This window comes from Paraburkholderia sp. XV (assembly GCF_020177535.1).
Lineage (GTDB): Bacteria > Pseudomonadota > Gammaproteobacteria > Burkholderiales > Burkholderiaceae > Paraburkholderia > Paraburkholderia caribensis.
On the sequence record NZ_JAGUUD010000057.1, the window covers coordinates 24,621 to 47,164 of the forward strand.

A 22,544-nucleotide genomic window follows, 5' to 3' on the forward strand; every position below is an offset into this window, starting at 1 on the left:
CGGAACAACTACGCAATTAATCAGGACTCCATTATGAAAGCCTATGTAATAGAACGGGCTGGCGGCCCGGAAGTGCTCGAACTGCGCGACATGCCGTCTTTCGCACCGAAGCTCGACGAAGTGCGCATTCGCGTGCGCGCCTTCGGTATCAACCGCGCTGAAGCGTATCTGCGCGCCGGCAAGCTCGGGCCGATCGACGCGCCGCGCGTGCCCGGCATCGAAGCTGTCGGCGAAATACTCGAAGATCCGTCCGGCGCGTTTCGCGTCGGCGAGCGGGTTGCAACCGCGATGGGCGGACTGCAGTTCACGCGGGCGGGGAGCTATGCGGAGGAAGTCACCGTGCTCGCGCGCAACGTCGTGTCACTTCAGGGCTCGGCGTTGCCGTGGCAAGAACTGGCCGCGTTGCCGCAGGCGTATCTGACCGCGTGGGGCGCACTGCGCAAAAGCCTCAGGATCGAAGCGGGGCAAACGCTGCTGGTGCGGGGCGCCACATCGTCGGTCGGTCTGGCTGCCGTTACGTATGCGAAGGCCTCCGGGGTTCGGGTGCTCGCTTCGACCCGCTCCAGGGAACACGTCGAGCGGCTTTATCTCGCAGGCGCGGACGCGGTCATCGTCGACGACGGGGCGATCGCAGAACAGGTTCTCGACACGCAGCGTGGCGGCCTCGACGCCGCGCTCGAAATCGTCGGCGCCGCGACGCTTCGCGACACCATGAAAACGGTGCGCCCGTTCGGCGCGATCACGGTGATCGGCATGCTCGGCGGCCCACCCGTGCTCGAACAGTTCAATCTCGTCGCCGATGTGCCGCCCGCCGCGCGACTGAGTTTCTTTCCGAGCCAGTTGTTCGGCACGGAGGCTTTGCCGCTCACCAACACGCCGCTGAAATCGCTCGCACTCGACGTGGAAAACAGGCGCATCCCGTCCCACCTGGCCCATGCATTTGGATTCGACGAACTGCAGGACGCGCATCGTCTGATCGAGAGTAATCGCGCGCTCGGCAAGATCGTGGTGCGGCTATGAACGCGTCACGCGAGAGGACTGTCGCCGTGCGATTGAGCAGATTGCTGGTTCCCGTGCTGTTTGCGGCTGGCGTCGCGCTGCAGGACGCCGCGTCCGCGGCGCCCTCGGGCGACGCGGAACGCGCGATCGCGCGACAACTGCATCGCTACGAGCAGGCGCTGAACGCGTCGGACGCAGACGCGATCATGAGTCTCTACGACGACGCGCCCGTCGTGATGGTGCCGAACGCGCCGACGATCGTCGGGCGTGAGGCATTGCGCAACTCGATCACGCACGCCTTGAGCGCGATGAAGCTGAACGTCCGCTTCTCGATCGACGAGATCAAGCCGATGTCGCCCGACTGGGCATTCGCGCGCACGCATTCGACGGGCAGGGTCGACACGCTGACGGGTAAGCACGCGACGCAGCCGGAAGCCAACCAGGAGTTGTTCATTCTGCATCGCGGGGCGGACGGCGTCTGGCGTATCGCGCGTTATGGTTTTTCGTCGACCAATCTGCCCGCGGCCTGAATCTGCCGTCTAGGCGCGCCCGGGCACGGCCGTCCTCGTCTGGCGGCGCGCCTCGGCGGCTTCGCTGACGTCCCAGAACGACAGCACCTGCACCGACAGCCGGCAGCGATGCCAGTACATGCCATGCAGGCGGCGCCGTATATTGTTCAGCGTCGTCCAGTTGGCGCCCTTGACGGCGATGAGTGCGGCAGGGTGCTCGTCGGCTGCTCCGACCAGTTCGACATCGCGGCAGTCCGCGTGCGAATAGCGGAACACGAGCGCTTTCACTTCATCGAGCGAGGCCGATTGCGGCAGACCGCTGATCAACAGTTTCATGCCTTGTCCCGTTCAGCCGATGATGCTCACGCCGCCGTCGACGAACACCGTATTGCCCGTCATGCGACGGGCGTAGGGCGTCGCGAGGAACGCGCAGGTGTAGCCGACGTCCATGATGTCGACGAGTTCGCCGATGGGCGCGCGCTCGGCTGCTTCGTTGAGCAGCAGATCGAAGTCTTTGAGTCCCGACGCGGCGCGCGTCTTCAGCGGCCCCGGCGAAATGGGATGCACGCGGATGCGCTTCGGCCCGAGTTCGTGCGCGAGATAGCGGCATGATGCCTCGAGCGCGGCCTTCACGGGCCCCATCAGATCGTAGTTCGGCACGACGCGCGTCGCGCCCAGATAGCTCATGGCGAACAGCGATCCGCCTTCGTCCATCAGCGGCGCGGCGAGGCGCGCCATGCGGATGAACGAGTGACACGAAATGTCCATCGCCACCGAAAAGCCTTCCGCCGAACTGTTCAGCAGGCCGCCCTGCAGATCGGCCTTCGGCGCGAATGCGATCGAATGCACGGCGACGTCGAGCCGTCCCCACGTCGCGCGGATTGCATCGAGCACCGCTTCGAGTTCGCCGGGCTTCGACACGTCGAGCGGCAGCAGCAGCGACGCGCCGAGCTCCTGCGCGAGCGGCTCGACATAAGCCTTCGCCTTTTCATTCAGATAAGTGATCGCGAGTTCGGCGCCAAGCTCGCGGAACGCGCGCGCGCAGCCGTACGCTATGGAATGCTCGTTCGCGATGCCGACCACCAGCACCTTGTGTTGCGCCATCACCTGGCTCGTTGGCGTGTCCATGCTTAACCCTCCAGCCGGCCGAGCGCGTGCCGGGCGATCATCAGTTCTTCGTTGGTCGGAATCACCCAGACGTCGACGGCGCTGTCCGGACTGCTGATGCGCGGACCATGGCGCTGGTTCGCCGCTTCATCGAGCGAGACGCCGAGCCATGCCGCCAGCTCGCCGACGCGCTTGCGCACCGGGTCCGCGCGTTCGCCGATGCCCGCCGTGAACACGATCGCGTCGAGTCCGCCGAGCGCGGCGGCGAGCGAGCCGAGCTCGCGCGAAATGCGATAGCAGAACAGCTCGACGGCTTCGGCGGCTTTCGGGTCGTCGCTGGCGAGCAGCGTGCGCATGTCGCTGGAAATGCCGGACACGCCGAGCAGACCGGAGCGCTTGTACAGCAGCGATTCGATCGCTCGCGCATCCATCTTTGCTTCTTCGAGCATCCACAACACGACGCCTGGATCGAGACTGCCCGAGCGCGTGCCCATCACGAGTCCTTCGACGGCCGTGAAGCCCATGGTGCTCGCGACGCTCTTGCACTGATCGAAGGCCGTCATGCTCGCGCCGTTGCCCAGATGCAGCACGACGGTTTTGCCTTTCGCGGCACGCTCGTCGAATTGCGGCAGCACGCTCGCAATGTATTCGTACGACAGCCCGTGGAAACCATAGCGCCGCACGCCGCGCTCCGTAATATCAGGCGGCAGCGCGAAGCGCGTTGCGACGGCGGGCTGAGTGTGATGAAACGCCGTATCGAAGCACGCGATCTGCGGCACCTGCGCATTGCGCGCCATGACGGAACGGATGACGGCGAGATTGTGCGGCTGGTGCAGCGGCGCGAGCGGCACGAGCGCCTCGAGATCCTGCATCACCTGCGCATCGACGCGCACGGGCTTCGAATACCTGTCGCCGCCGTGCACGACGCGATGGCCGACCGCGAGGAGTGTGGCGCGTCCTTCGCCATGGCTGCGCAGCCAGTCGAGCAGAAACGCAGTCGCATTGTCGTGCCCGAGCTGCTCGCCTTCGGGCCAGCGTTTGTCTTCGATGACGTCGCCGTTTTGCCGCTTCGCGGTGAAGCGCGGGTTCGTATAGATCTCTTCGATCTTGCCGCCCGCAATGGGTTCGAGCTGCGCGCCTTGCGCTTCGAACGCATGAAACTTGATGCTCGACGAACCCGCGTTGATGACGAGGATGACGTCCATGTCACTCCCTCAAGACGTGTCAAACGATGGCGGAAGAAGGTTGCTCGCGCCGCGCGAGCGCGACCAGCGACGCAACGGCGCAGGAAGCCAGCCGCGTGATGACGGAATCCGCGCGGCTCGTGAGGATGATGGGCACTTTCGCGCCGAGCACGATGCCGGCGGCATCGGCGCCCGCGAGAAACGTCAGGCTTTTCGCGAGCATGTTGCCAGCTTCGAGATCGGGCACGACGAGCACGTTCGCATGGCCCGCTACGGGCGACTCGATGCCCTTGATCTTCGCGGCTTCTTCGTTGATTGCGTTGTCGAGCGCAAGCGGGCCGTCGAGTATGCCGCCCTTGATCTGGCCGCGGTCGGCCATCTTGCATAGCGCGGCGGCTTCGAGCGTCGATGGGACCTTGGAATTGACGGTTTCCATTGCCGACAGGATCGCGACGCGCGCAACGGGAAAGCGCAGTGCATGCGCGAGGTCGATTGCGTTCTGCACGATGTCGCGCTTTTCGTCGAGCGTCGGCGTGATGTTGACCGCGGCGTCGGTGATGATGAGAGGCTCGGCGCGGCCCGGCACGTCCATGATGAAGCAATGGCTCACGCGCCGCTCGGTGCGCAGGCCCGTGCCGCGCGCGACCACGGCGCCCATTAGTTCGTCCGTGTGCAGCGAGCCTTTCATCAATGCCTGCGCGCGGCCTTCGTGCACCAGTTGCACGGCGCATTCGGCGGCCGCGTGGCTATGCGGCGCATCGACGATAGGCAGATCGCCGAGATCGAGGTTGCATTCTTTCGCGGCCGCTTCGATCTTCGCGCGCGGGCCGACCAGTATCGGCGCGATCAGCTTCAGCCGCGCGGCTTCGACAACGGCCGCCAGCGAATCGTGATCGCAAGGATGCGCGACGGCCGTTGGTGTTGGCGGAAGCGTGGCGGCAAAGGCGATCAGACGCTCGTATTTCTCGCGCTTGTGTTCCATCTTCATTGCCCTCGTAGAGGATGTGGCGGGAGTGCGGGCGTGCGCGGCGGACTGTGACCGTCCGCTCGCACACGTGCATGCCATCTGTCATTCGACCTGCTGGCGCGCGGGCTCCGCGCGCCGCGATGCTTTCTTCTTCGATGCCGATTCGAAGATCGTCAATACGCGTGCGAGATCGGCGCGCTCTTGATCGTCGAGCGGCAGCACCGTGCTGAGCTTGTCGATGTCGCGCGCGGCGTTGCGGATGTTGTCGGGCGGCGCGCTGGCGAGCAGCCCCGGCAAGGCCCCGATGGCCGCCTCGCTGTCGAGGCGCAGCAGCGCGGCCTGTTCGCGCACGACATGCTTGAACGACAGAATGCCCCGATCCGACAGCTTGCTCAGCATTTCGCGCGCGAGGTTGAAGCGCCGCTCGTCCGCTTCGCCACGCGTGCGCCGCACATACAGCAGCGCGCGCACGCTTGCTTCGAGCAGGCCGCCCTCCGTCATGTCGTGGCGCAGCCGCTCGTGCTCCGCGACGATCGATGCTTCACGCTCTTCGGTGTCGCCCGGTTCCTTCAACGCGGCGTTTGCTTCGCTGTCGCTGCGCGGCGGAAGGCCTGCGAAGGCCTGCAGCCAGGGTGCGCCATAGACGGTTTCGAAAATCTGCTCGACGGCGGCGTCGCGCATATCGCGATAGAAATCGAACGACGCGATGACGGCATTCGACATGGCCGTCTGCATCTGCAGGAACGGGTTGTCGGCCGTGACGGGCGCGCGCGCTTCCTTCACGCTTTCGGCCGCCCGCGCGACGGACGACGCAAACGGATTGCGATCGGACCACAGTTCGTACGTGACGCGCAGCGGATGCAGCTTGCTGGAGACATCGGCGGTCCACGGCGTCGTGCAGGCGCGCACCCACGGCTGCAGGAAGCTGCGATACAGGCCGAGATTGACGCGCGACAGATACGCGGCTGTGGCGAAGCGCCGGTCGCTTTCGGGATCGGGCTGCACGATCTCGCGCACGTCGGCGATGGTGCGTGGAGAAATGGACAGCACATACTGGCCCTGCACGAGATCCGCATAAGGCGTCGCGTCCGTCTTCGCGCCCATGTGCGCTTCATAGAGGCCGGACGGCAGCAGGTCGATCAGATCGATATTGCTGACGAACTCGCGATGCTCTTTCTTCCCCGTGCTGCTCGACACGAAGATGCCGAGATGGCCGATGCTGTCGTGCGTCGCGTAGACGATGGTCTGATCGTGGCCGATCAGATCGGCGTCGTCGCGATAGAGATCGGTGATCCAGCCGAGCGCTTGCGGCGGCGGCGTGATGTTGTCGCCATACGAGCAGAACACGACGATGGGTGAGCGGATATTGCGCAGATCGAGCCGCACGCCGTCCGACGTCACGATCTCACCACTGACGAAGCGGTTGCCGACAAACAGGTTATCGACGATGTACTGCATTTCGCCCGCGTTGAGGAATACGTGGCCGCCCCAGTACTTTTCGAAGCCGAGATAGCGCGGACCTTCCGTGTCGATGTTTGCGTACAGGTTGTACTGCTTGGTCCACAGCGTATTCGCGGGGTTCAGGTTCTCGAAGTTCTGCACGAGCCACGCGCCGTCGAAGCGGCCATCGCCGAGATCGCCCGTGAGCGCCGTCAGCCACGAGCCGCCGAGCATGCCGCCCGAATAGCGCATCGGGTTCTTGCCGCGCCAGCCGGCCCAGTACGACACGGGCGCACCCGCGACGACGATCGGGCCGAATAGCTCGGGGCGCATCGAGGCCGTCATCAGTATTTGCCAGCCCGCCTGGCAATTGCCGATTACGGCGGGTTTGCCGGGGCTCTCGGGATGCAATTCGATGACTTTTTCCAGGAACGCGGCTTCCGCGTGCATCACGTCTTCGACGGTTTGTCCCGGCACGGGGTCGGGCAGGAAGCCGACGAAGTAGCAAGGATGGCCCGCTCGCAGTGCCGCGCCGATTTCGCTGTCGCGCTTGAAGCCGCCAATGCCCGGGCCGTGTCCCGCGCGCGGGTCCACGACCACGAACGGACGCAGGCGGCCGGGATCGTGTCCTTCCGCGAGGTCGCGGTCGGGCTTCAGGTCGTCCGGCGCGGCGATGCGCACGAGACCGTAGTTGACGGGGCGCGGCAGCGTACGCCCATCGACGATGAGCTCGGTGCCGAAGTCGAGCACGTTGGGCACGCGTTCCTGCATGTGCGCCTGATACTGATTGCCTCGTTCGCGCATCACATCGGCGAACAGCACGCTGCGCTGCCATGTGTCGACAGCGTAGGCGTAGCCTTGCGCGAACAGATTGCCCGGCATCGACGCGAAGGGCGTCGACGGTGCGGATGTGTCTGATGTTGCGGAATCGGGTGGAGACTGATTCATGGTCGCATCTGCTCCCTCAAAGAGTCGGCGCCGAGGTCTCATGCGACGCTCACAGGCACGCGCTAAACGTGCATGAAGCGCTTACCCGACGCGCGAGCATCGTTGCAATGAGTCGCGGCCTGAAACCAGGGCGAGACTTCAACGCGCCTCGACGAGGCGCGGCTTCGATCAAGATCAGCGATAAAAATGGCAGAAGCATGACGCATTGATGAATGCCAGCATCGGACTCGCACGTTGCGCGAGCCGGTATGTGTTGCATTGCGTCAACAACCCAGTTTAGGACGGGATGTTTTTTCTGGCAATCTGAAATGTGCCAGCGAGGGCGGGCGGAATTGAAGCGTTGACTTCGATCAAGGCAATTGCATTGCATGCCTTGATCGACGTTTCTGTTCAGACTAGCGGCTTGCGTCGCGGATCATGTTGCGCGCGATCACCAGTTGCTGGATCTGCGTGGTGCCTTCGTAAATGCGGAACAGACGCACGTCGCGATAGAAGCGCTCGACAGCATACTCGGACACATAACCCGCACCGCCATGAATCTGCACAGCGCGATCCGCCACGCGGCCGCACATCTCCGAGGCGAACAGCTTGCAGCACGATGCCAGCGTCGATACGTCCTGTTTGTCATCGCGGCGGCGCGCGGCATCGAGCACCATCGAGCGCGCGGCGTAGATTTCCGCGCGGCTGTCGGCGAGCATGGCTTGCACGAGCTGGAACTCGGCGATCGGCTGGCCGAACTGCTTGCGTTCCATCGCATAGCGCAGCGCGTCGTCGAGCATGCGTTCGGCAGCGCCGACGCAGATCGCCGAGATATGCAGGCGGCCTTTGTCGAGCACCTTCATCGCCGTCTTGAACCCGACGCCCTCCTTGCCGCCGATGATGTTCGCAGCGGGCACGCGGCAGTTCTCGAAGATCACGTCGCAGGTATGCGCGCCTTTCTGGCCCATCTTTTTGTCGATCTTGCCGAGCGACAGTCCAGGCGTACCTTTCTCGACGATGAACGCCGAGATGCCGCTCGCACCTTTGATTTCCGGGTTGGTGCGCGCCATGACCGTGTAGATGCCCGCTTCGGGCGCGTTGGTGATGAAGCGCTTGGTGCCGTTGATCACGTAATGGTCGCCGTCGCGCACGGCCGTGGTACGCAGCGATGCGGCGTCCGAACCCGAGCCCGGCTCAGTCAATGCGAACGACGCGATCAGTTCGCCCGACGCGAGCTTCGGCAGATAGTAGTGCTTCTGCTCGTCGGTGCCGTCGATGATGAGCCCCTGCGAGCCGATACCGTTGTTCGTGCCGATCAGCGAGCGAAACGCGGGCGAGGTCCTCGCAATCTCGAAGGCGGCGAGCACTTCTTCTTCCATCGTCAAACCGAGGCCGCCGTATTCCTCGGGAATCGACAGGCCGAAGAGACCGAGTTCACGCATCTCGTCGACGATGCCGGCAGGGATTTCATCCGTTTCGGCGACTTCGTTTTCGGCGGGCACGAGACGCTCGCGCACGAAGCGCGACAGCGAATCGAGAAGAATGGACAGTGTTTCCTGATCGCGGATCATCGTTTTACCTGTGTGCTATGACACGGTTTGCCTGTCGCGTCCGCATGAACGCGTGAAGCGCGCCGCGCCGGGTCTTCTTCAGCGCCGCCCGATGGCGGCCTCCACTCGTTTGACAAGACCCGCAAGGCGCGGGCCGATGTCGTTCTCCAGTCTGTCGCGGCTCAGCACGAAGGCGGGCCCGCCGCAGTTGAAGGCCATCTGCGTGCCGTCGGGCGCCGTGAACGGCACGCCGACGCTCGCGATGTCGGCATCCCAGTCGCCATACGACAGGCAGAAGCCGCGCGTGACGTAATCCTTGATTGCTTCGCCGATGCCGTCTTCGATACGTGGCCAGGCGGTTTCGTCCTGCGCGCGCACCTGGTCGAGCACCGCGCTGCGTTCGGCGTCGGTGGCGGCGGCAAGGTACGCGCGGCCCATCGACGTTGTCGCAATCGGCAGACGCGTGCCGATGCTGCGCATCACGGTGATGGGCGCGCTGCTTCGCACCCATTCGACGTACATCATCGACAGCCGGTCGCGCACGCCGATCGCCACCGAACATCCCGCGTATTCCGCGAGTTCCTGCATCAGCGGCCGCGCGAGGTCGCGAATGTCGAGGTTCGACAGCATCGCGTAGCCGAGCGAGAGCACGCCCGTGCCGAGGCTGTACTTGCCGAGCGGTTCGTCATAGCGCAAATAGCCGAGCTTCGCGAGCGTGCCCGCGAGCCGCGCGACGGTGCCTTTCGGCAAACCCGTCCGGCGCGCCAGTTCGGTCAGGCCGAGATGCCGTTCCTTCAGGCCGAAACAGCGCAGCAGTTCGAGGCCGCGCGCCAGCGCCGTGACGAACTGGCGATCGGTTTCGTACGGTTCCTCGTCGAAGCGCGCTATGTCGCGTTGCTCGTGCGGCTCGTTTTGACGCACGTCGCGCCTGTCTCCCGTTTTGGTGCTTCGGGCGAATGCTGTCATGTCGCTCAACTCCGTGTCAATCGGCTTCGGGGTTATGGTTCGCATGGCGGACCATTGTAGAGCGGGGTCGACGGATTCGCCAGTTGGCGCTTCGACGCGATCCAGCATGGGGTTCGTGTCTATTGTGCGATAGCTATAGGTGGGGATATGACGGGGTTAACCACTAAAGATTACGTGAAGCATCACTGCAGGGAAGAGCACGCAGGTGAACTAGCCGACCGTGCTGATGGTTCGCTGTGCAGACCGGAATGCGAATGCTACCAGGTCCGGACGGAAGGCTGCGTGTTGTCCCTCGGCGAACCGCCCGGGCCGTAGGGATCGGGATTGCCGAAGCGTGACATCGCTCCGTTCTGGCGCGCGCGGCTGAGTTCGTCACGCACTTGGGCGCGCGTCTTCGGTCCATCGCCGGGTGCGGGCGACGGGGCGGCGGGCTCGTGGGTTTGCGCCGTCGATGTCGCAGCGGGGGCGGGCGGCTGCTCGGCGGGTTCGGCTACCGTCGCGGCAGTCTGCACAGCGGATGCGATCACCGGTTCAGGCTGCGCAGGAGGTTGAACGGGAGCCGTGCCGGCCGCGTGATCGCTTGCCGTTGCGTTGTCCTTCACGCTGTCCGAGCGGATCTCGACGGGCGGTGTTGCGTCGAATGCGGGTTGGTCACGCTCCGAAGCGTCCGTGACATGACGCGACGCTGCCGGTCGCGCGTGTGTCGTCTTCGCGGAAGCATGCGCGCGCGCAAGCGGCTGCGCGGCGCTTTGCTCAACTGGCGTGGCCAGCTGCAGTTCGCGCGCCTGCGCTTCGCGCGCGGCCAGTTCCTTTTGCAGCGGCAGCGCTTGCGGCTCGTCACTGCGCATCGTCAGCACCGCGTCGAGCAGCACGTGTGCGGACGCGAGGTCGCCACGTTGCAAGCTGTCGTGCACCGCCTGCAACACCCGCGCGATGCCCGCGTTGCGCGGATCGTCGAGCGTTGCGTCGGGCGTGACGGGGCGCGCGGCGGACGACATGGCGCTATCGACGCGGCCCTCCGTATCTCTCGCGGCCGTCTCGCGATTGCCGAACCGAAGCCCGAGCGTCGCAAGCACCAGCGCGCCGATCAGCAGGCCACCCGCCACGAACATTCTGTTGGACTCACTCAACATCGCGTTTCCCTTCGGGTCTATCCCGCACACGTCGATACGCGCATCGCCTCACACGCATTCCGCAGACAAAAAAAGCGCGAACTGCGCTGTTATGCAATACGAGTTGTAGCAGCAATTGGATGCGCCGCGCGGGCAAATAAAAATCCGGCGCGCGGCATTCATCACAGGTTTGGCTGATGTGCCGCCATTTTCCAGTAGCATGGCGCCAGGACGCTTTTCGGGGATGCGCATGGGTTATCTGTTGGTTCTCGCCGTCGGCCTCGCGGCGGGCACGCTGAGCGGCGTGATCGGCACGGGCTCGTCGATGATGCTGATGCCCGTGCTCGTGATGCTGTTCGGTCCGCAGCAAGCGGTGCCCGTCATGGCGATCGCCGCGATCATGGGCAATTTCGGCAAGGTGCTTGCGTGGTGGCGCGAGATCGACTGGCGCGCGTGCGGGGCGTATTGTTCGACGGCCGTGCCGGGCGCGGCGCTCGGCGTGCGCACGCTGCTCGCGCTGCCGCCGCATGCCGTCGAGATCGCGCTCGGCCTTTTCTTCGTCGCGATGGTCCCGGTGCGGCGCTGGCTGGCGCGTCGAGCGGTGCGCTTCTCGCCGTGGCATCTGGCGGCGATCGGCGCGCCCGTCGGGTTTCTGACGGGCATCGTGGTCTCGACGGGGCCGATCACGGTGCCTGTGTTCATGGGCTACGGCCTGGTGAAAGGCGCGTTTCTCGCGACGGAAGCGGCCGGCTCGCTCGCCGTCTATGCCGCGAAGGTCGCGACCTTCAACCACTTCGGCGCGCTGCCGCTGCACGTCGTGCTGGATGGCGTGATCACGGGCTCCGCGCTGATGGCGGGCGCGTTCTGCGCGCGGCGCATCGTCGTGCGCATGAGTCCCGGCACGTTCAGGCTGGTCGTCGACGGGTTGATGCTGTCGTCCGGTCTGTCGCTGCTGTGGGCGGCGGGACGCTGATCGAAACAGCTACAACAGGGAAGGGAACGACATGATCGAACGAAACATGGTCTCCACGGCCTTCGATTTGCCTGGCTATACCGTCGACACGTCGCTTGGCGTCGCACGCGGCATCATCGTGCGTTCGCGCTCGGTGGTGGGCGCGATCGGTGCGGGGCTGCAGACCATCTTCGGCGGCAATATCTCGCTGTACACGTCGCTGTGCGAGCGCGCCCGGCAGGATGCCTACGAGCGCATGCTGGCTGAAGCGGCGACGCTCGGCGCGAATGCCGTGATCGGCATGCGTTACGATGCAACCGAGATCGGCGCGGGCGTGACGGAAGTGCTGTGCTACGGAACAGCCGTACACGTGCGCCGCAACGTATAACCGAAGTTTTTCAACCAGAAGGAAACGTCAATGCGTCTGTTGCTTGCTCTGCTTTTGCCGTGGTTCCAGTTCTTCACGATTGGCCGGCCGTTCGCCGGGATCATCTGCCTGGTGCTGCAACTCACGATCATCGGCTGGCTGCCGGCGGCGATCTGGTCGGTGTATGCGCTCAGCCAGTACAACACCGACCGCAAGATCGACGAAGCGCTCGGCCGGCGCTCCTAAGCGCATTCGTTGCCAACACATCTGGCCAGGCCCGGTTGCATGCATCGGCCTCAAGCAATCGCGCTTCGAGGCCGATAACCAGACGTTGGGCCTCTGTTGCGGGCCCCAATGCCACGGCCCAGATGAGCACAACACACACGCCCCCGTCCGTCCGCCTTCGCGCACTCGTCGATACGGTGCAGCGCAACGAACGCACGTTGCGCCGCTTCCAGGATGTCGAGCTTCAACTGATTCGCGCGCAGGATTTCCCGTCGCTTTGTCGTGTGCTGCTCGACTATCTGCCGCGCGAGTTCGGACTGGAGGGCGTGACGCTGTGGCTCAACGACACATTGCCGCTGCTGCACGAACTGGCGTCGCGCCACGGGAGCAGCGCGAACCGGCAAAGCAACGAGACTAACGGGATGGCTGCATCGTCGCTCAAGACCTCGCGCGAGATGGGCGATGCCGCCGCGCGGCTCTGTTGTCATGGCCGTCCGTGGCTCGGCACGCCTGCCGCGATGGACGAAGCGGCGCGTCACGCATGCTTCGGCAGCGACGCTCGGCCTGCCAGTATCGCGCTGTTGCCGCTCGCGACGAACGCACAGCCGAGCGGCTATCTATGCCTCGCCAGCGACAACGAAAGCCGCTTTGCGCCCGGCATGGCGACCGACATGTTGGAGCGTTTCGCCGTGATCGTCGCGGCGAGCCTCGATAACGTCGCGCATCGCGAGCAGCTCGAACGCCTCGGCGCAACCGACGCGCTCACAGGCCTGCCCAACCGCCGCTATTTCGACGAACGTCTGCGCGAAGAAACGACGCGTGCGTCGCGCTACCGGCTGCCGCTGGGCTGTCTGTTCATCGATATCGACGGCTTCAAGCCGATCAACGACGCGCACGGTCACGCCGTCGGCGACCGCGCGCTGGCGATGGTCGGCGCCTGCCTGCGCAAGCAGACGCGCCTCGGCGACACGATCGCGCGCTACGGCGGCGAAGAATTTGCCGTGCTGCTGCAAGGCGACCTGAAGGATTCGCTGGTGGTGGCCGAGCGCATGCGCGCAGCCGTCGCGCAACTCGACCTGCGCGACACGGATGGCGCGGACGATGGCGCGCGCATCCCGTTGACGGTGTCGATCGGCGTATCCGCGCATGCCATGCAGCAAGGCGCCGATCTCGACGGGCTCGGACGTACGCTCGTCGAGGAGGCGGACCGCGCGATGTACAAGGCGAAGAGCGCCGGACGCAACCGCGTGGTAACGCTCGTCGTGTAAGCGCGGCTGCGCTAGTCGTCGACGAACAGCATCGACACGTAGAGGATCGTCGACACGATGATGATGCCGACGCCGACGAATACCTTCGTGCGGTTGAATTCGAGTCCGCCGTTGATCGCGACGGCAATGCCGGCGACGGCCGACAACGTGCCGATCGCGGCCAGCACGACGTGCGCCTTGCTCCAGATCATTTTGCGGCGTGCTTGGCGCTTCGGGGAATTCCAGGGTTCGATAGGCATCGGGTTGATTGTGCGGGACTGCGAGATGATCTACGACTGCGTCTCGCCGGCATGGCGAAACGCAGTCTTGCAAACGCGCTTTTACTTGATCGGCGTACCGTTGCGCGTGATCTGTACAGCCGTCGCGGACACGTAGGTCGCGCGAATGCTGTCGCCGACCTTGATCCTGGTGAGCGGCACTTCCTCCGACACTTGCAGGACCACGGTGCGCTCGGGCCCGCGCAGCGTCACCTGACGCTTCTTCCGGTCGATCTTCTGCACGGTCGCGACCACCTCGACGTGGCGCGTCTGGGTCGACGCGCCGCCTTGCTCCGGCGTGGTCGTCTGCGATTCGACGCGCGAGCGCACGCCCTTCGCGTCGACCTTGTCCGCCGTCAGCAGCAGCGCGCCCTTGTACGAGATATGCACCTCGTCGCCGACTTTCAGCTTCTTCACGTCGCCGACGTCGGGATCGACGTCGACGATGGTCGTTTCGCCGCGCGGCCCGCGGATCGTCACTTCGTTGTTGTCGGCGTCGATCTTGACGATGTGCGCCGTCACGTCGGCGACGGCGGCCGTACCGACGGCATTCGGGGCAGGTGAGGAGGCCGGATTGTCCTGCGCGCGAGCGTCGATGACGGGCGCGGCGAGCGCCGCGCATGCGGCTGCGATGGCCAGGATGCGAACCGGACGGCGAGCTGCAAGTTGCATAGGAGACTCCTCGGTTGGATGGACCTGTGGTCGGTAGGCCGATTGGTCGCGACGAAGCGGGGCGCGAAACCGGCGATCGGGGTCACGCAGGTTCAGGCGGGTTCGGCGACCTGTCTGGCCGCTTTTCTTCTTGCATCTTCATAGACGCGGCGTCGCTCCGCCTCGACCAGCAGGCGCTTGCGCTTGACCGACTGGCGATGGATGGGGGGTCCCATTACCGCGACATAGTCGGCATAGCGATGCTTCTGGTAGCGGCGGAAAAAGTCGGGGCCGGGCAAGCCGTTGCTCAGCGCGAGCAGCACGCCATAATCGATGTCCGACACCTCGCCCAGCGACGCGATGGCGCGCTCGAGTGCGTCGTAGCGCGCGGTGAGCGGATCGCCCGCGCCGAACATGGCGTGAAATCGCTGATAACTGAGGAGACGCTCATGTTCGGCGGCGCGTCGCAATGCCAGCACGATACGCTCGACCCGTTCGCCTTCCATTTTGACCTCCGCGCGTGTTGCGCCCCTCGCGCGAGTATCCGGATGCTGCGCGACGGGCTATTTCGATTAATCGGTTATGCCGTTTATAGGCGAAGTTGTTTCGCGTTGCTGAAATACTGATTTAAATCAATTTTGAAAAAAGCGCTTTTTGAGCGTGCACATATACGCCGCGTTTTAGAGCGGTGAGCAGGGCATGAGTAAATACCATTAGGCGAAGCAATCGAGATATTCAATTTTGAAGCGAGGTCTTGCCATACGACGTTCCCTTGAAAACGTAGCAGGCGCACGGACCAAAGTGCGGGTTGTCAGGCTTGTAGGTACTCGCTGCGAGTAACCGTTACAGCATGCTAGCAAACGATTTCGGTAAGTTCAAGGCGCCATGTAATGCTTCTGAAAAAATATGAGGACTTCTATTGTTGATCGAAATGGTTTGACTGTTTATTGCCGTTAAACGCAACGCAATAAAATCCGCAAATGATTTTTCTATATTCATGAAATTTTACGGATAGCCGACACAGCGGGGCCTGGAACATATATTGGTTTTTGTCTTGTGTCATGCCATGTGCCACGCGGGCCCGTCGTGCTGCACCTTGGGCTTGCGTCTTCCGGACCGTCAACGAGACCCGCTCATGCCTTCACGAAACGACGCATTGCCGACTGTCATGCGCAGGCTCGCGGCGGGCAAAATGCTGATGGAGGGGGCGTCCGTCAGCGACGTGGCCGCGCAGCTGCATATCTCCGAGAACACCGTGCGCAAATATCGCGCGCTCGTGAACGAGGGCGGGCTGGAGTCGTTGCGGCAGATGAGCGTGGGCGGCCGTTCGTCGGTGCTCGACGCGGCCGCGATGCAGTGGATCGCGACCGCGCTGAGCGGGCCCGCGAGCATACACGGCTTTCCGTCCGATGCATGGACGAGCAACCGTCTGCGCGAGCTGATACGCGCCCGGTTCGGCGTCAGCTACTCGCGTGTCTATACATGGCAGATCGCGACCAATCTCGGCCTCGGGCACCGGCTCACCAAGTCTCGCAAGTGAGCACGCAAGTGAGCACCCAAGTAAGCACTCAAATGAGCACGCAAGCGGGTATGAAGGCGAATGCCCGTCGTGGTCCTCAGCGCGATGCAGGCAGCAGTTCGCCCCACGCGACGAGAATCTTCTGGATGCTGCGCGCGTAAGCGTCGCGCTCTTTCGGCGATTCCGAGTGATAGGCGCCGATCGCACGCCAGGTGTTGCCGTACTTCACCATCTTCTGCTTCATGAGCCACGCCGCGACGTAGATGTTCACGCAAGCATCCGTGAGCGCGCGGTGCGGAATGCCCAGCCGCTTCAGATCGCTGAAGTGCACCGAGTTGATCTGCAACTGGCCGACGTCGATCGAACCATTCGCGTTGCGGTTGACGGCAGCGGGATCGCCCTTCGACTCGTGCCACGCGACCGCGCGCAGGATCAGCGGATTGACGCCCTGATAGACGGCGGCCTGCTCGAAGCAGTCGTCGGCGCGGGCGGCGCCGCACGTCAACGCGGCGAGCGCAAGCGCGAGCGCGCCCGCCGTGCATCGGACCAGGCGCAGCGAGCGGGGCGCGGCGGGGAATCGATGGTTGAACACGTGTGACGCTCCGTTGAGTGTGCGCATCAGCGGTTATTTGCCCAGCGCGAGATCGAGCTGCCTGTCGACCGAGCGCAGATAGGTGCGCGAAGCATCCGATACGACCAGGCGCGCGGCGGGCGCGGCGGGCCGCACGTCGACGGCGGCGCGCACCTTGCGTTTCTTCGCGGCGGGCTTTGGGGCGAGCGGCTCGTCGTCGTCGGTCGTGGGCGGCAGCATCGCGAGCGTGGGCAGCGGCGGGTAGACCTTGTCGGCGGCGGCTGTGGCGGCGGTCGCGCTATTGGCACCATTGGCGCCGGCGGCGCCGTTCGCCGACAGCGCGCCGGCGACGGACGGCTGACCCGCGTGCGCGGCTTCGCTGATGAAGGCGGTGAGCGCAACGAGGCTCGCCGCGCAGATGACGGTGCGGAACATGACGTGGCTTCCCCTCATGGCCTCGCGGCCGTCGGCCGGACGGACACGCTGTACGGCTGATTTGCGCCCGCCGTCAGGTTTTCCAGGCTGAGCTTCGCTGGATGCTGCGACGGCACGCCGCGCCAGATCGCCTGGTTCAGGTACGGCAGGTCCTGGCCGAGGGCGGTGACGAGAATCGTGGTCGGCTGCTTTTGCGCAGCGGCCAGCGCGCCCGCCTTGGCGAGCACGGCCGACAGTTGCGGATCGCGTGCGCCGAGCGCGTCGGGCGGAATCGTAAAGCTGATGACATCGTTCGACACGGGCGGCTTGTCCGCCTGCGGTGCCGTATTGGCGGGCAATTGCGCGCAACCGGCCAGCGCGGCGAAAACCATACAGAACGCAAGCTGCTTCACGAGCTGCTCCCAGAAGTCGTTGACGCTATTTCGATTTTGTCGGCAGGATCGCGTCGAACTTGATATGCAAACCGCAAACGTTTGCTAAATCGGGAAACTTGACTCAAGAACAGCGGCTGTTCGGAAACTCTGACCGCAGAGGGTTGGGAAAGCGGTGAGGTTGCCTCAGGCCTGGCGGCGCATCAAGACATTCGAGCGCACGACCGGTTTGGCGGGGATTTCATATTTGCAGCGCGTTGTCAGGCGCCAGTCGCGCTGTGTCATTTGGGCGAATTGGCCGCCCGACATACCCGCGTTACACAGTCATGAAACACAGCGGCCTCAGGATATCGTCCCCATGCCCCGGTTCGCACTGCCGGGTTTCATCTCACGTCGGTTCTGCATCAACCTGTCAAACCCTATGTCAGCGGATTTCATCTGGAGGCTGCTCGCTGCGTTCGCGTGCGGCGTCGCAATCGGTCTCGAACGTCAGATCCGGCAGCGCACCGCGGGGCTGCGCACCATCACGCTGGTGGCGAGCGGCGCTTGCCTGTTCGTCACGCTCGGCATGCTGACGGGCAATGGCGTCGCGGGCGTGACGCAGATCGCCGCGTATGTCGTGTCGGGCGTGGGCTTTCTGGGCGGCGGCGTGATCATGCGCGACAAGGGCTCGATCCAGGGCATCAACACGGCGGCGACGCTCTGGTGTTCGGCGGCAGTCGGCGTGCTGTGCGGCGCGGGGCATTACGGACCGGCGCTGGCTGGCACGGTCGTCGTTCTGGCGACCAACACGGTGCTGCGCGAAGTGAGCCGCGCGATCAACGCGACGCCGGTGTCGAGCGCGGACCTCGTGCGCGAATATGTGTTGACCGTTGTGTGCCGCGAACACGACGAAATCCACATTCGCGCGCTGCTGTCGAACTCGATGTATTCGCAACCGCTGTCGTTTCAGAGTCTCACGAGCGAAGACGTCGAAGACGATCCATCGCGTATCGAAGTGACGGCGACATTACGCATGCACCCGAAGGATCAGGCGAAGCTCGAATTGATGGCGAGCCGGATCAGCATGGAGAAGAGCGTGTCGAGCGTCAGCTGGTCCGCGAAGGAAGTGGAGCCGACGCCTGAATAAAAAAGCGCATCGCGCGGCGATGCCGCGATGCGCTTTGCTCAACGTCTGCTTCTATTTGCAGCCGCGTGCTTACTGCGTCGCGAGATGCTTGCGCTTGGCGAGTTCCTGCGCGGCCGCGTACTGCGCCTGGATGGCGGGCAGCGCCTTCTGCGCGGCTTCCTTCAACTGCGCGTCACGTCCCGAGGCGATCTCTGCCTGAAACGCCGACAGCGTTTTTTGCTCGCCGCTCAATGCGATCTGCTCGATATACGCCTTGTCGAATTCGGCGCCGCGCAGGTTCTTGATGCTGTCGAGCGTTGCCGTATCCGGGTTGTTGTGCGGCACGTCGACGCCGCGCGGGCTTGCTGCGCGCAGCGCATTGGCGATCGTGAGGTTGTCGGCGGCGACCTTTTCGGCGAATGCCTTCACGTCGCGGTCCGTCGAACGCGACGTCGCGATGCGCGCGGCATCGCGCTGCGTGGCGACGGCTTGCGTGCCTTCGTTGACGAAGGTCTGATCGGCCGCATGCAGCCGCACGGAATCTGCGGACGCGGCGGGTGCCGGTTGCGTGGTTTGCGCGTTCACCGCCGATGCGAACAGCAACAGACTGGTCGTGGATGCACAGACGATGGAAGCGATGGGCAAACGGATCATGTGTTCTCCTTCATTGGGCTAGGAATCAGTCGAAGGCATTCTATGGGCCGCTCCCGCATGCAGGTGAAACGACGATGTCGCTTGTGTAACTGGGCGTAAAGCTTGTGGCGCGTCGCGCGCGGCGATGCAATGCGTTCGCGCGGCGAGCGACGCGAGGCGTTGCGAAGACATGCGCGGTGTGTCGGGAGTATCGTGAGTGGCGCGGCAGACAGTGCCGCCCGCTCTCAAACGCGAAGCATGACGGCTTCGCATACTCGTCAGGAGATCGCAATGGCCAAGGTTCTCGTTCTCTATTACTCGTCGTACGGGCATGTCGAAAAGATGGCGGAGGCCGTCGCGGAAGGCGCGCGTGGCGCGGGTGCGCAGGTCGATGTCAAGCGCGTGCCGGAGACCGTGCCCGAAGAGATCGCAAAGAAGTCGAACTTCAAGCTCGACCAGCAGGCGCCCATTGCGACGGTCGCCGATCTCGAACAATACGATGCAATCGTGGTTGGCACGGGCACGCGTTATGGGCGCATGTCGTCGCAGATGGCGGCGTTTCTCGATCAGACGGGCGGACTATGGGTGCGCGGCGCGCTGAACGGCAAGGTCGGCGCGGCGTTCGCATCGACGGGCACGCAGCACGGCGGACAGGAGACCACGTTGTTCTCGATCATCACGAACCTGATGCATCTGGGGATGATCATCGTGGGCTTGCCGTATAGCCATCAGGGGATGATGAACATGACGGAGATCGTCGGCGGCGCGCCTTATGGCGCTACGACGATCGCAGCGGCCGACGGTTCGCGTCAACCTAGCGCAATCGATCTGGAAGGCGCACGGCATCAGGGCGAACTGGTCGCGAAGACGGCGGCCAAGCTGTTTGGCTGAGCGGCCTCTTGCTTGCTGGAGTCCGCGGCGGAACGCACTGAACGCGCGAAAGCGCACGGGAATTCGCGCGCCTTCAGTGCGCCGTCGTTCACGCTGTGGCGGGTGTTTCCGGCGGCAACGTCAGTTGCGCGACTTCGACGTTGTCGAGCTGTTCGAGCAAGGAAGGCGCGAGCAACAGCTTCGCCTTGCGAATGCCTGCGCCCATCACCACTTGCCGGCGCGCCATCACGCCGGCATCGACGAGCACGCGCCAGTTCGCGGGCAGGCCGAACGCGGTGATGCCGCCGAACTCCATCGCGCTTTGTTCCGTTGCGATCTCGCGCTGCGCGAACGAAATGCGCTTTGCGCCCAGCACGGCTTTTACCGCGCCATTGACGTCGAGCCGCAGCGAGCCGAGCGTCACGATCGCGGCGAGATGCTCGCCTCCATCCTTTTTGTACTTGACGACGATGGTGTTCGCGCAGTCTTCCATCGGGAAGCCGTAGCGCGCGCTGAAGTCGGCTGTGTCCGATGCGTCGTCGGTGACGGCGAACACGACGATGTCGCGGCCTGCCACGGATGCGGCGACGTGCGCGGGAAGATGTGCGCCGATATGCTCGGGCGCGATGATGTCGAGCTTCTGAAGCGGTTCGTGCGAAAGCATGGTGACCTGTGAGCAGTGAGCGGACGAAAACAACGCGCACACATTGTACGATTTGCGGCTGATCCGCGGCCGCATTGCGCGCATGTAGTCAGTCGCCGGGCGAGCGTTGTGGCGCGCTGGCGTTCACGGGAAAAAGATGCACGCTCATGAAGTCGACGAAGGCCCGCATTTTCGGCGTCAATTGCCCGCCCGAAGGCCACAGTGCGCGAAACACGCTGAGCGCGCCGGAGTATTCGCGCAGAACCGGGACGAGCGTGCCGCTCTCCACCTGCGCGCGCACCGTGAAATCCGGCACGCAGGCGAGGCCGAGATCCTGCTCGGCCATCGCGATCAGCGGCTCGACGGCGGTGGCGATGGCGGTCGTGGGCAAGTCGATGTCGATCGACTCGCCGTCGCGTTCGAGCGGCCAGCGGCGCAGCTTCCCCGTGGTCGGAAAGCGATGCTGAAGACACGCATGATGGACGAGCGCCTCGGGCATCGTGAGGGGCGGATGTTGCGCGAGGTACGCGGGCGACGCGACGATCAGATGCACGTAGGTGCCCATCGTTCGCGTGATCAGTTGCGAGTCGTTGACGTCGCCCGTGCGCATCACGACGTCGAAGCCTTCTTCGATCACATCGACCATCCGGTCGCTGAAGTCGATGTCCAGCATGATCTCGGGATAAGCCTTCATGAATTCGCCGATCACGGGCATCATCAGCTTCGTCACCATCGGCATGCTCACACGCAGCTTGCCGCGCGGCGCGGCATGCGCGAGCGCGAGTTCGCTCTCCGCGGCCTCGATCTCCTCGAAGATGCGCTGGCAGCGCGTGAGAAACAGTGCGCCTTCGGGGGTGAGCGTGATGCTGCGCGTGCTGCGATGAAAGAGCCGCGCGCCGAGCCGTGTTTCCAGACGTGAAATGGCCTTGCCGACTGCGGATGCCGAGATGCCGATCTGGCGGCCTGCTTCGGTGAAACTGCGGGTTTCGGCGGCGCGCACGAAGATGTTGAGCGAGCCGAAGCGGTCCATTGCGCCCGTACTCGTCGTGCCGTCGATGGTCGCCGACGACGCGGAGTGCAGCTTGATGGGCGCTGTGCGCGCCACATCGGCTTGTGTAGCCATGGCAGGTCTCCGGAACTCGAAGCGCCGCCCGGCGAGCCAGCGCGGGCGGCACGTCGCACGCTAGCCGTGCGCGTCCGAAGTGTAGCGCGTGCGTGCCGTGTCGATCATTCGAGGTCGTCGAGCTGATCCGCGAGGATCATCTGCGACATGTTGCGCGGCCGGCTCGACGGACGGCTGAACGGTCCATACACGGCGTCGCCGCGCACGATGCTGGCGCCCGTCAGCGCGCACACGCCGCGCGAGCGCGCAATGCGGCGCACCCACAGCTGCTCGGTATAGCGGCCGGCCGTCGAATCGCGCCAGGTGATCGAAATCGACTTCGCGCCGAACCGTTCGACGAACGTGATCACCGCGTCGCTATGCTGGCTCGCGGCCGCTTGCGCGCGTTCGGCCGTGGCGCTGCGGCGCGCGGCACGCGCGGCGCAAGCGCCCTTGTCGCATTTGTCGGACGATGCGAGCTTGCTGTCCTGCGCGGGCGACTTGCCGAGCCGCGAAATCGTCGCGGTCCACGGGTCGTGCAGCGCGGGCGTGGCGGGCGCAATACCGCCGCCTGCCGGCTCGGACCGAAGATCGGCATAGAGCGTTTCCTTGCGACGCAGTTCCGGCTCACCGTTCGCGCGCCGGTTTGCGTGGGCGCGAGGCCTGGGCTCAGGCGTACTGGCTGTTGCAGTTCCAATCCTGCTCACGTCGACTCCTCGTTAAAGCGTGGCCCGTCGAGGCGGCTCATTCGATCACGCAGAACCTTACGTTCTGCTTTTGATGGCCGCCCGGCAGCCGCATTTGCGGCCAC

28 protein-coding genes are annotated in these 22,544 nt (G+C 64.4%); 9 read left to right on the plus strand and 19 right to left on the minus strand.

Annotated elements, in window-relative coordinates:
* Window positions 1-33: 33 nt before the first annotated feature.
* Together KFO72_RS24220 and KFO72_RS24225 are read left to right on the plus strand one after the other, a co-directional pair.
* Window positions 34-1,020: a zinc-binding dehydrogenase gene (locus KFO72_RS24220; RefSeq protein ID WP_225033218.1), complete on the plus strand. Its 987-nt coding sequence runs from the start codon at window positions 34-36 to the stop codon at window positions 1,018-1,020.
* A gap of 26 nt (window positions 1,021-1,046) precedes the next feature.
* Entirely contained in the window at window positions 1,047-1,529 is a 483-nt protein-coding gene (locus KFO72_RS24225) for a YybH family protein (protein ID WP_225033219.1), read from the plus strand.
* Window positions 1,530-1,538: 9 nt separating this feature from the next.
* On the opposite strand, the gene KFO72_RS24230 is transcribed toward KFO72_RS24225, so the two are convergent.
* The 9 genes from KFO72_RS24230 to KFO72_RS24270 all read right to left on the minus strand — a co-directional run bounded on the left by KFO72_RS24230 (window position 1,539) and on the right by KFO72_RS24270 (window position 11,013).
* On the minus strand, window positions 1,539-1,844 hold the full coding sequence (locus KFO72_RS24230; protein WP_225033220.1) for an RNA-binding protein: 306 nt from the start codon (window positions 1,842-1,844) through the stop codon (window positions 1,539-1,541).
* A 12-nt stretch (window positions 1,845-1,856) separates the two neighbouring features.
* Window positions 1,857-2,636, minus strand: coding sequence for an enoyl-ACP reductase FabI (gene fabI, locus KFO72_RS24235; protein ID WP_225033221.1), 780 nt, complete (start codon window positions 2,634-2,636; stop codon window positions 1,857-1,859).
* Window positions 2,637-2,638: 2 nt separating this feature from the next.
* The gene (locus tag KFO72_RS24240) at window positions 2,639-3,820 is read right to left on the minus strand and encodes an acetate/propionate family kinase (RefSeq protein WP_054932650.1); all 1,182 of its coding nucleotides are present in this window, start codon (window positions 3,818-3,820) and stop codon (window positions 2,639-2,641) included.
* 19 nt (window positions 3,821-3,839) lie between these two features.
* Complete coding sequence (locus tag KFO72_RS24245) at window positions 3,840-4,787, minus strand: phosphate acetyltransferase (RefSeq protein ID WP_082670399.1); 948 nt, start codon at window positions 4,785-4,787, stop codon at window positions 3,840-3,842.
* Between the two features lie 81 nt (window positions 4,788-4,868).
* On the minus strand, window positions 4,869-7,154 hold the full coding sequence (locus KFO72_RS24250; protein ID WP_225033222.1) for a DUF3141 domain-containing protein: 2,286 nt from the start codon (window positions 7,152-7,154) through the stop codon (window positions 4,869-4,871).
* A gap of 395 nt (window positions 7,155-7,549) precedes the next feature.
* Window positions 7,550-8,704, minus strand: a complete 1,155-nt coding sequence (locus tag KFO72_RS24255; RefSeq protein WP_054932648.1) for an acyl-CoA dehydrogenase family protein — start codon at window positions 8,702-8,704, stop codon at window positions 7,550-7,552.
* A gap of 78 nt (window positions 8,705-8,782) precedes the next feature.
* Window positions 8,783-9,649, minus strand: coding sequence for an IclR family transcriptional regulator (locus tag KFO72_RS24260; protein ID WP_225033223.1), 867 nt, complete (start codon window positions 9,647-9,649; stop codon window positions 8,783-8,785).
* Window positions 9,650-9,906: 257 nt separating this feature from the next.
* Entirely contained in the window at window positions 9,907-10,782 is an 876-nt protein-coding gene (locus KFO72_RS24265; RefSeq protein WP_225033224.1) for a DUF4148 domain-containing protein, read from the minus strand.
* A gap of 48 nt (window positions 10,783-10,830) precedes the next feature.
* Window positions 10,831-11,013 (minus strand): hypothetical protein, encoded by a 183-nt coding sequence (locus KFO72_RS24270; RefSeq protein WP_225033225.1) that lies wholly within the window; start codon window positions 11,011-11,013, stop codon window positions 10,831-10,833.
* On the opposite strand from KFO72_RS24270, the gene KFO72_RS24275 reads away from it, so the two are divergent.
* The 4 genes from KFO72_RS24275 to KFO72_RS24290 all read left to right on the plus strand — a co-directional run bounded on the left by KFO72_RS24275 (window position 11,012) and on the right by KFO72_RS24290 (window position 13,573).
* Complete coding sequence (locus tag KFO72_RS24275) at window positions 11,012-11,734, plus strand: sulfite exporter TauE/SafE family protein (RefSeq protein ID WP_176053000.1); 723 nt, start codon at window positions 11,012-11,014, stop codon at window positions 11,732-11,734. The two genes, KFO72_RS24270 and KFO72_RS24275, sit on opposite strands and share 2 nt — an antisense overlap.
* A 31-nt stretch (window positions 11,735-11,765) precedes the next feature.
* Entirely contained in the window at window positions 11,766-12,101 is a 336-nt protein-coding gene (locus KFO72_RS24280) for a YbjQ family protein (RefSeq protein ID WP_060603682.1), read from the plus strand.
* Between the two features lie 30 nt (window positions 12,102-12,131).
* Window positions 12,132-12,326 carry a YqaE/Pmp3 family membrane protein gene (locus tag KFO72_RS24285; RefSeq protein WP_007586056.1) on the plus strand — a complete coding sequence of 65 codons (195 nt, stop codon included), beginning with the start codon at window positions 12,132-12,134 and terminating at the stop codon, window positions 12,324-12,326.
* Between the two features lie 122 nt (window positions 12,327-12,448).
* Complete coding sequence (locus KFO72_RS24290) at window positions 12,449-13,573, plus strand: sensor domain-containing diguanylate cyclase (protein WP_225033226.1); 1,125 nt, start codon at window positions 12,449-12,451, stop codon at window positions 13,571-13,573.
* A gap of 11 nt (window positions 13,574-13,584) precedes the next feature.
* Here KFO72_RS24290 and KFO72_RS24295 read toward each other — a convergent pair whose 3' ends face one another.
* From KFO72_RS24295 to KFO72_RS24305, 3 genes are all read right to left on the minus strand, one after another.
* Complete coding sequence (locus tag KFO72_RS24295) at window positions 13,585-13,812, minus strand: DUF2964 family protein (RefSeq protein ID WP_054932644.1); 228 nt, start codon at window positions 13,810-13,812, stop codon at window positions 13,585-13,587.
* Between the two features lie 81 nt (window positions 13,813-13,893).
* On the minus strand, window positions 13,894-14,502 hold the full coding sequence (locus tag KFO72_RS24300; RefSeq protein WP_060603677.1) for a hypothetical protein: 609 nt from the start codon (window positions 14,500-14,502) through the stop codon (window positions 13,894-13,896).
* Window positions 14,503-14,594: 92 nt separating this feature from the next.
* A complete protein-coding gene (locus tag KFO72_RS24305; RefSeq protein ID WP_054932642.1) occupies window positions 14,595-14,987 on the minus strand; it encodes a hypothetical protein in 393 nt (130 codons plus the stop codon).
* A 629-nt stretch (window positions 14,988-15,616) separates the two neighbouring features.
* Here KFO72_RS24305 and KFO72_RS24310 point away from each other — a divergent pair.
* Window positions 15,617-16,021, plus strand: a complete 405-nt coding sequence (locus tag KFO72_RS24310) for a helix-turn-helix domain-containing protein (protein WP_054932641.1) — start codon at window positions 15,617-15,619, stop codon at window positions 16,019-16,021.
* Window positions 16,022-16,097: 76 nt separating this feature from the next.
* Here KFO72_RS24310 and KFO72_RS24315 read toward each other — a convergent pair whose 3' ends face one another.
* Genes KFO72_RS24315 through KFO72_RS24325 form a run of 3 tightly spaced genes read right to left on the minus strand, consistent with a single transcriptional unit; the run spans window position 16,098 to window position 17,377 of the window.
* Window positions 16,098-16,619 (minus strand): lytic transglycosylase domain-containing protein, encoded by a 522-nt coding sequence (locus tag KFO72_RS24315; protein WP_409372625.1) that lies wholly within the window; start codon window positions 16,617-16,619, stop codon window positions 16,098-16,100.
* 6 nt (window positions 16,620-16,625) lie between these two features.
* Complete coding sequence (locus KFO72_RS24320; RefSeq protein ID WP_060603675.1) at window positions 16,626-17,006, minus strand: hypothetical protein; 381 nt, start codon at window positions 17,004-17,006, stop codon at window positions 16,626-16,628.
* 14 nt (window positions 17,007-17,020) lie between these two features.
* Window positions 17,021-17,377, minus strand: a complete 357-nt coding sequence (locus KFO72_RS24325; protein ID WP_225033233.1) for a hypothetical protein — start codon at window positions 17,375-17,377, stop codon at window positions 17,021-17,023.
* A gap of 421 nt (window positions 17,378-17,798) precedes the next feature.
* On the opposite strand from KFO72_RS24325, the gene KFO72_RS24330 reads away from it, so the two are divergent.
* Window positions 17,799-18,506, plus strand: coding sequence for an MgtC/SapB family protein (locus tag KFO72_RS24330; RefSeq protein ID WP_225033227.1), 708 nt, complete (start codon window positions 17,799-17,801; stop codon window positions 18,504-18,506).
* Window positions 18,507-18,575: 69 nt separating this feature from the next.
* Here the strand turns inward: KFO72_RS24330 and KFO72_RS24335 are convergent, their stop codons facing one another.
* Entirely contained in the window at window positions 18,576-19,139 is a 564-nt protein-coding gene (locus KFO72_RS24335) for a DUF4142 domain-containing protein (RefSeq protein ID WP_054932639.1), read from the minus strand.
* Window positions 19,140-19,409: 270 nt separating this feature from the next.
* Between KFO72_RS24335 and wrbA the strand changes: the two genes are divergently transcribed.
* The gene (gene wrbA / locus KFO72_RS24340) at window positions 19,410-20,009 is read left to right on the plus strand and encodes an NAD(P)H:quinone oxidoreductase (protein ID WP_060603668.1); all 600 of its coding nucleotides are present in this window, start codon (window positions 19,410-19,412) and stop codon (window positions 20,007-20,009) included.
* A gap of 88 nt (window positions 20,010-20,097) precedes the next feature.
* On the opposite strand, the gene KFO72_RS24345 is transcribed toward wrbA, so the two are convergent.
* From KFO72_RS24345 to KFO72_RS24355, 3 genes are all read right to left on the minus strand, one after another.
* Complete coding sequence (locus KFO72_RS24345; RefSeq protein WP_225033228.1) at window positions 20,098-20,652, minus strand: YbaK/EbsC family protein; 555 nt, start codon at window positions 20,650-20,652, stop codon at window positions 20,098-20,100.
* 88 nt (window positions 20,653-20,740) lie between these two features.
* Complete coding sequence (locus tag KFO72_RS24350) at window positions 20,741-21,754, minus strand: LysR family transcriptional regulator (protein ID WP_225033229.1); 1,014 nt, start codon at window positions 21,752-21,754, stop codon at window positions 20,741-20,743.
* A 104-nt stretch (window positions 21,755-21,858) separates the two neighbouring features.
* Entirely contained in the window at window positions 21,859-22,440 is a 582-nt protein-coding gene (locus KFO72_RS24355; protein ID WP_054932635.1) for a DUF3331 domain-containing protein, read from the minus strand.
* Window positions 22,441-22,544 lie beyond the last annotated feature (104 nt).

Coding starts and splice junctions, on each gene's coding strand:
- KFO72_RS24220 (WP_225033218.1), top strand. CDS start 34: ATGAAAGCCTATGTAATAGAACGGGCTGGCGGCCCGGAAGTGCTCGAA.
- KFO72_RS24230 (WP_225033220.1), bottom strand. CDS start 1,844: ATGAAACTGTTGATCAGCGGTCTGCCGCAATCGGCCTCGCTCGATGAA.
- fabI (WP_225033221.1), bottom strand. CDS start 2,636: ATGGACACGCCAACGAGCCAGGTGATGGCGCAACACAAGGTGCTGGTG.
- KFO72_RS24240 (WP_054932650.1), bottom strand. CDS start 3,820: ATGGACGTCATCCTCGTCATCAACGCGGGTTCGTCGAGCATCAAGTTT.
- KFO72_RS24245 (WP_082670399.1), bottom strand. CDS start 4,787: ATGAAGATGGAACACAAGCGCGAGAAATACGAGCGTCTGATCGCCTTT.
- KFO72_RS24250 (WP_225033222.1), bottom strand. CDS start 7,154: ATGAATCAGTCTCCACCCGATTCCGCAACATCAGACACATCCGCACCG.
- KFO72_RS24255 (WP_054932648.1), bottom strand. CDS start 8,704: ATGATCCGCGATCAGGAAACACTGTCCATTCTTCTCGATTCGCTGTCG.
- KFO72_RS24260 (WP_225033223.1), bottom strand. CDS start 9,649: ATGACAGCATTCGCCCGAAGCACCAAAACGGGAGACAGGCGCGACGTG.
- KFO72_RS24265 (WP_225033224.1), bottom strand. CDS start 10,782: ATGTTGAGTGAGTCCAACAGAATGTTCGTGGCGGGTGGCCTGCTGATC.
- KFO72_RS24275 (WP_176053000.1), top strand. CDS start 11,012: ATGGGTTATCTGTTGGTTCTCGCCGTCGGCCTCGCGGCGGGCACGCTG.
- KFO72_RS24270 (WP_225033225.1), bottom strand. CDS start 11,013: ATGCGCATCCCCGAAAAGCGTCCTGGCGCCATGCTACTGGAAAATGGC.
- KFO72_RS24280 (WP_060603682.1), top strand. CDS start 11,766: ATGATCGAACGAAACATGGTCTCCACGGCCTTCGATTTGCCTGGCTAT.
- KFO72_RS24285 (WP_007586056.1), top strand. CDS start 12,132: ATGCGTCTGTTGCTTGCTCTGCTTTTGCCGTGGTTCCAGTTCTTCACG.
- KFO72_RS24290 (WP_225033226.1), top strand. CDS start 12,449: ATGAGCACAACACACACGCCCCCGTCCGTCCGCCTTCGCGCACTCGTC.
- KFO72_RS24295 (WP_054932644.1), bottom strand. CDS start 13,812: ATGCCTATCGAACCCTGGAATTCCCCGAAGCGCCAAGCACGCCGCAAA.
- KFO72_RS24300 (WP_060603677.1), bottom strand. CDS start 14,502: ATGCAACTTGCAGCTCGCCGTCCGGTTCGCATCCTGGCCATCGCAGCC.
- KFO72_RS24305 (WP_054932642.1), bottom strand. CDS start 14,987: ATGGAAGGCGAACGGGTCGAGCGTATCGTGCTGGCATTGCGACGCGCC.
- KFO72_RS24310 (WP_054932641.1), top strand. CDS start 15,617: ATGCCTTCACGAAACGACGCATTGCCGACTGTCATGCGCAGGCTCGCG.
- KFO72_RS24315 (WP_409372625.1), bottom strand. CDS start 16,619: ATGCGCACACTCAACGGAGCGTCACACGTGTTCAACCATCGATTCCCC.
- KFO72_RS24320 (WP_060603675.1), bottom strand. CDS start 17,006: ATGTTCCGCACCGTCATCTGCGCGGCGAGCCTCGTTGCGCTCACCGCC.
- KFO72_RS24325 (WP_225033233.1), bottom strand. CDS start 17,377: ATGGTTTTCGCCGCGCTGGCCGGTTGCGCGCAATTGCCCGCCAATACG.
- KFO72_RS24330 (WP_225033227.1), top strand. CDS start 17,799: ATGTCAGCGGATTTCATCTGGAGGCTGCTCGCTGCGTTCGCGTGCGGC.
- KFO72_RS24335 (WP_054932639.1), bottom strand. CDS start 19,139: ATGATCCGTTTGCCCATCGCTTCCATCGTCTGTGCATCCACGACCAGT.
- wrbA (WP_060603668.1), top strand. CDS start 19,410: ATGGCCAAGGTTCTCGTTCTCTATTACTCGTCGTACGGGCATGTCGAA.
- KFO72_RS24345 (WP_225033228.1), bottom strand. CDS start 20,652: ATGCTTTCGCACGAACCGCTTCAGAAGCTCGACATCATCGCGCCCGAG.
- KFO72_RS24350 (WP_225033229.1), bottom strand. CDS start 21,754: ATGGCTACACAAGCCGATGTGGCGCGCACAGCGCCCATCAAGCTGCAC.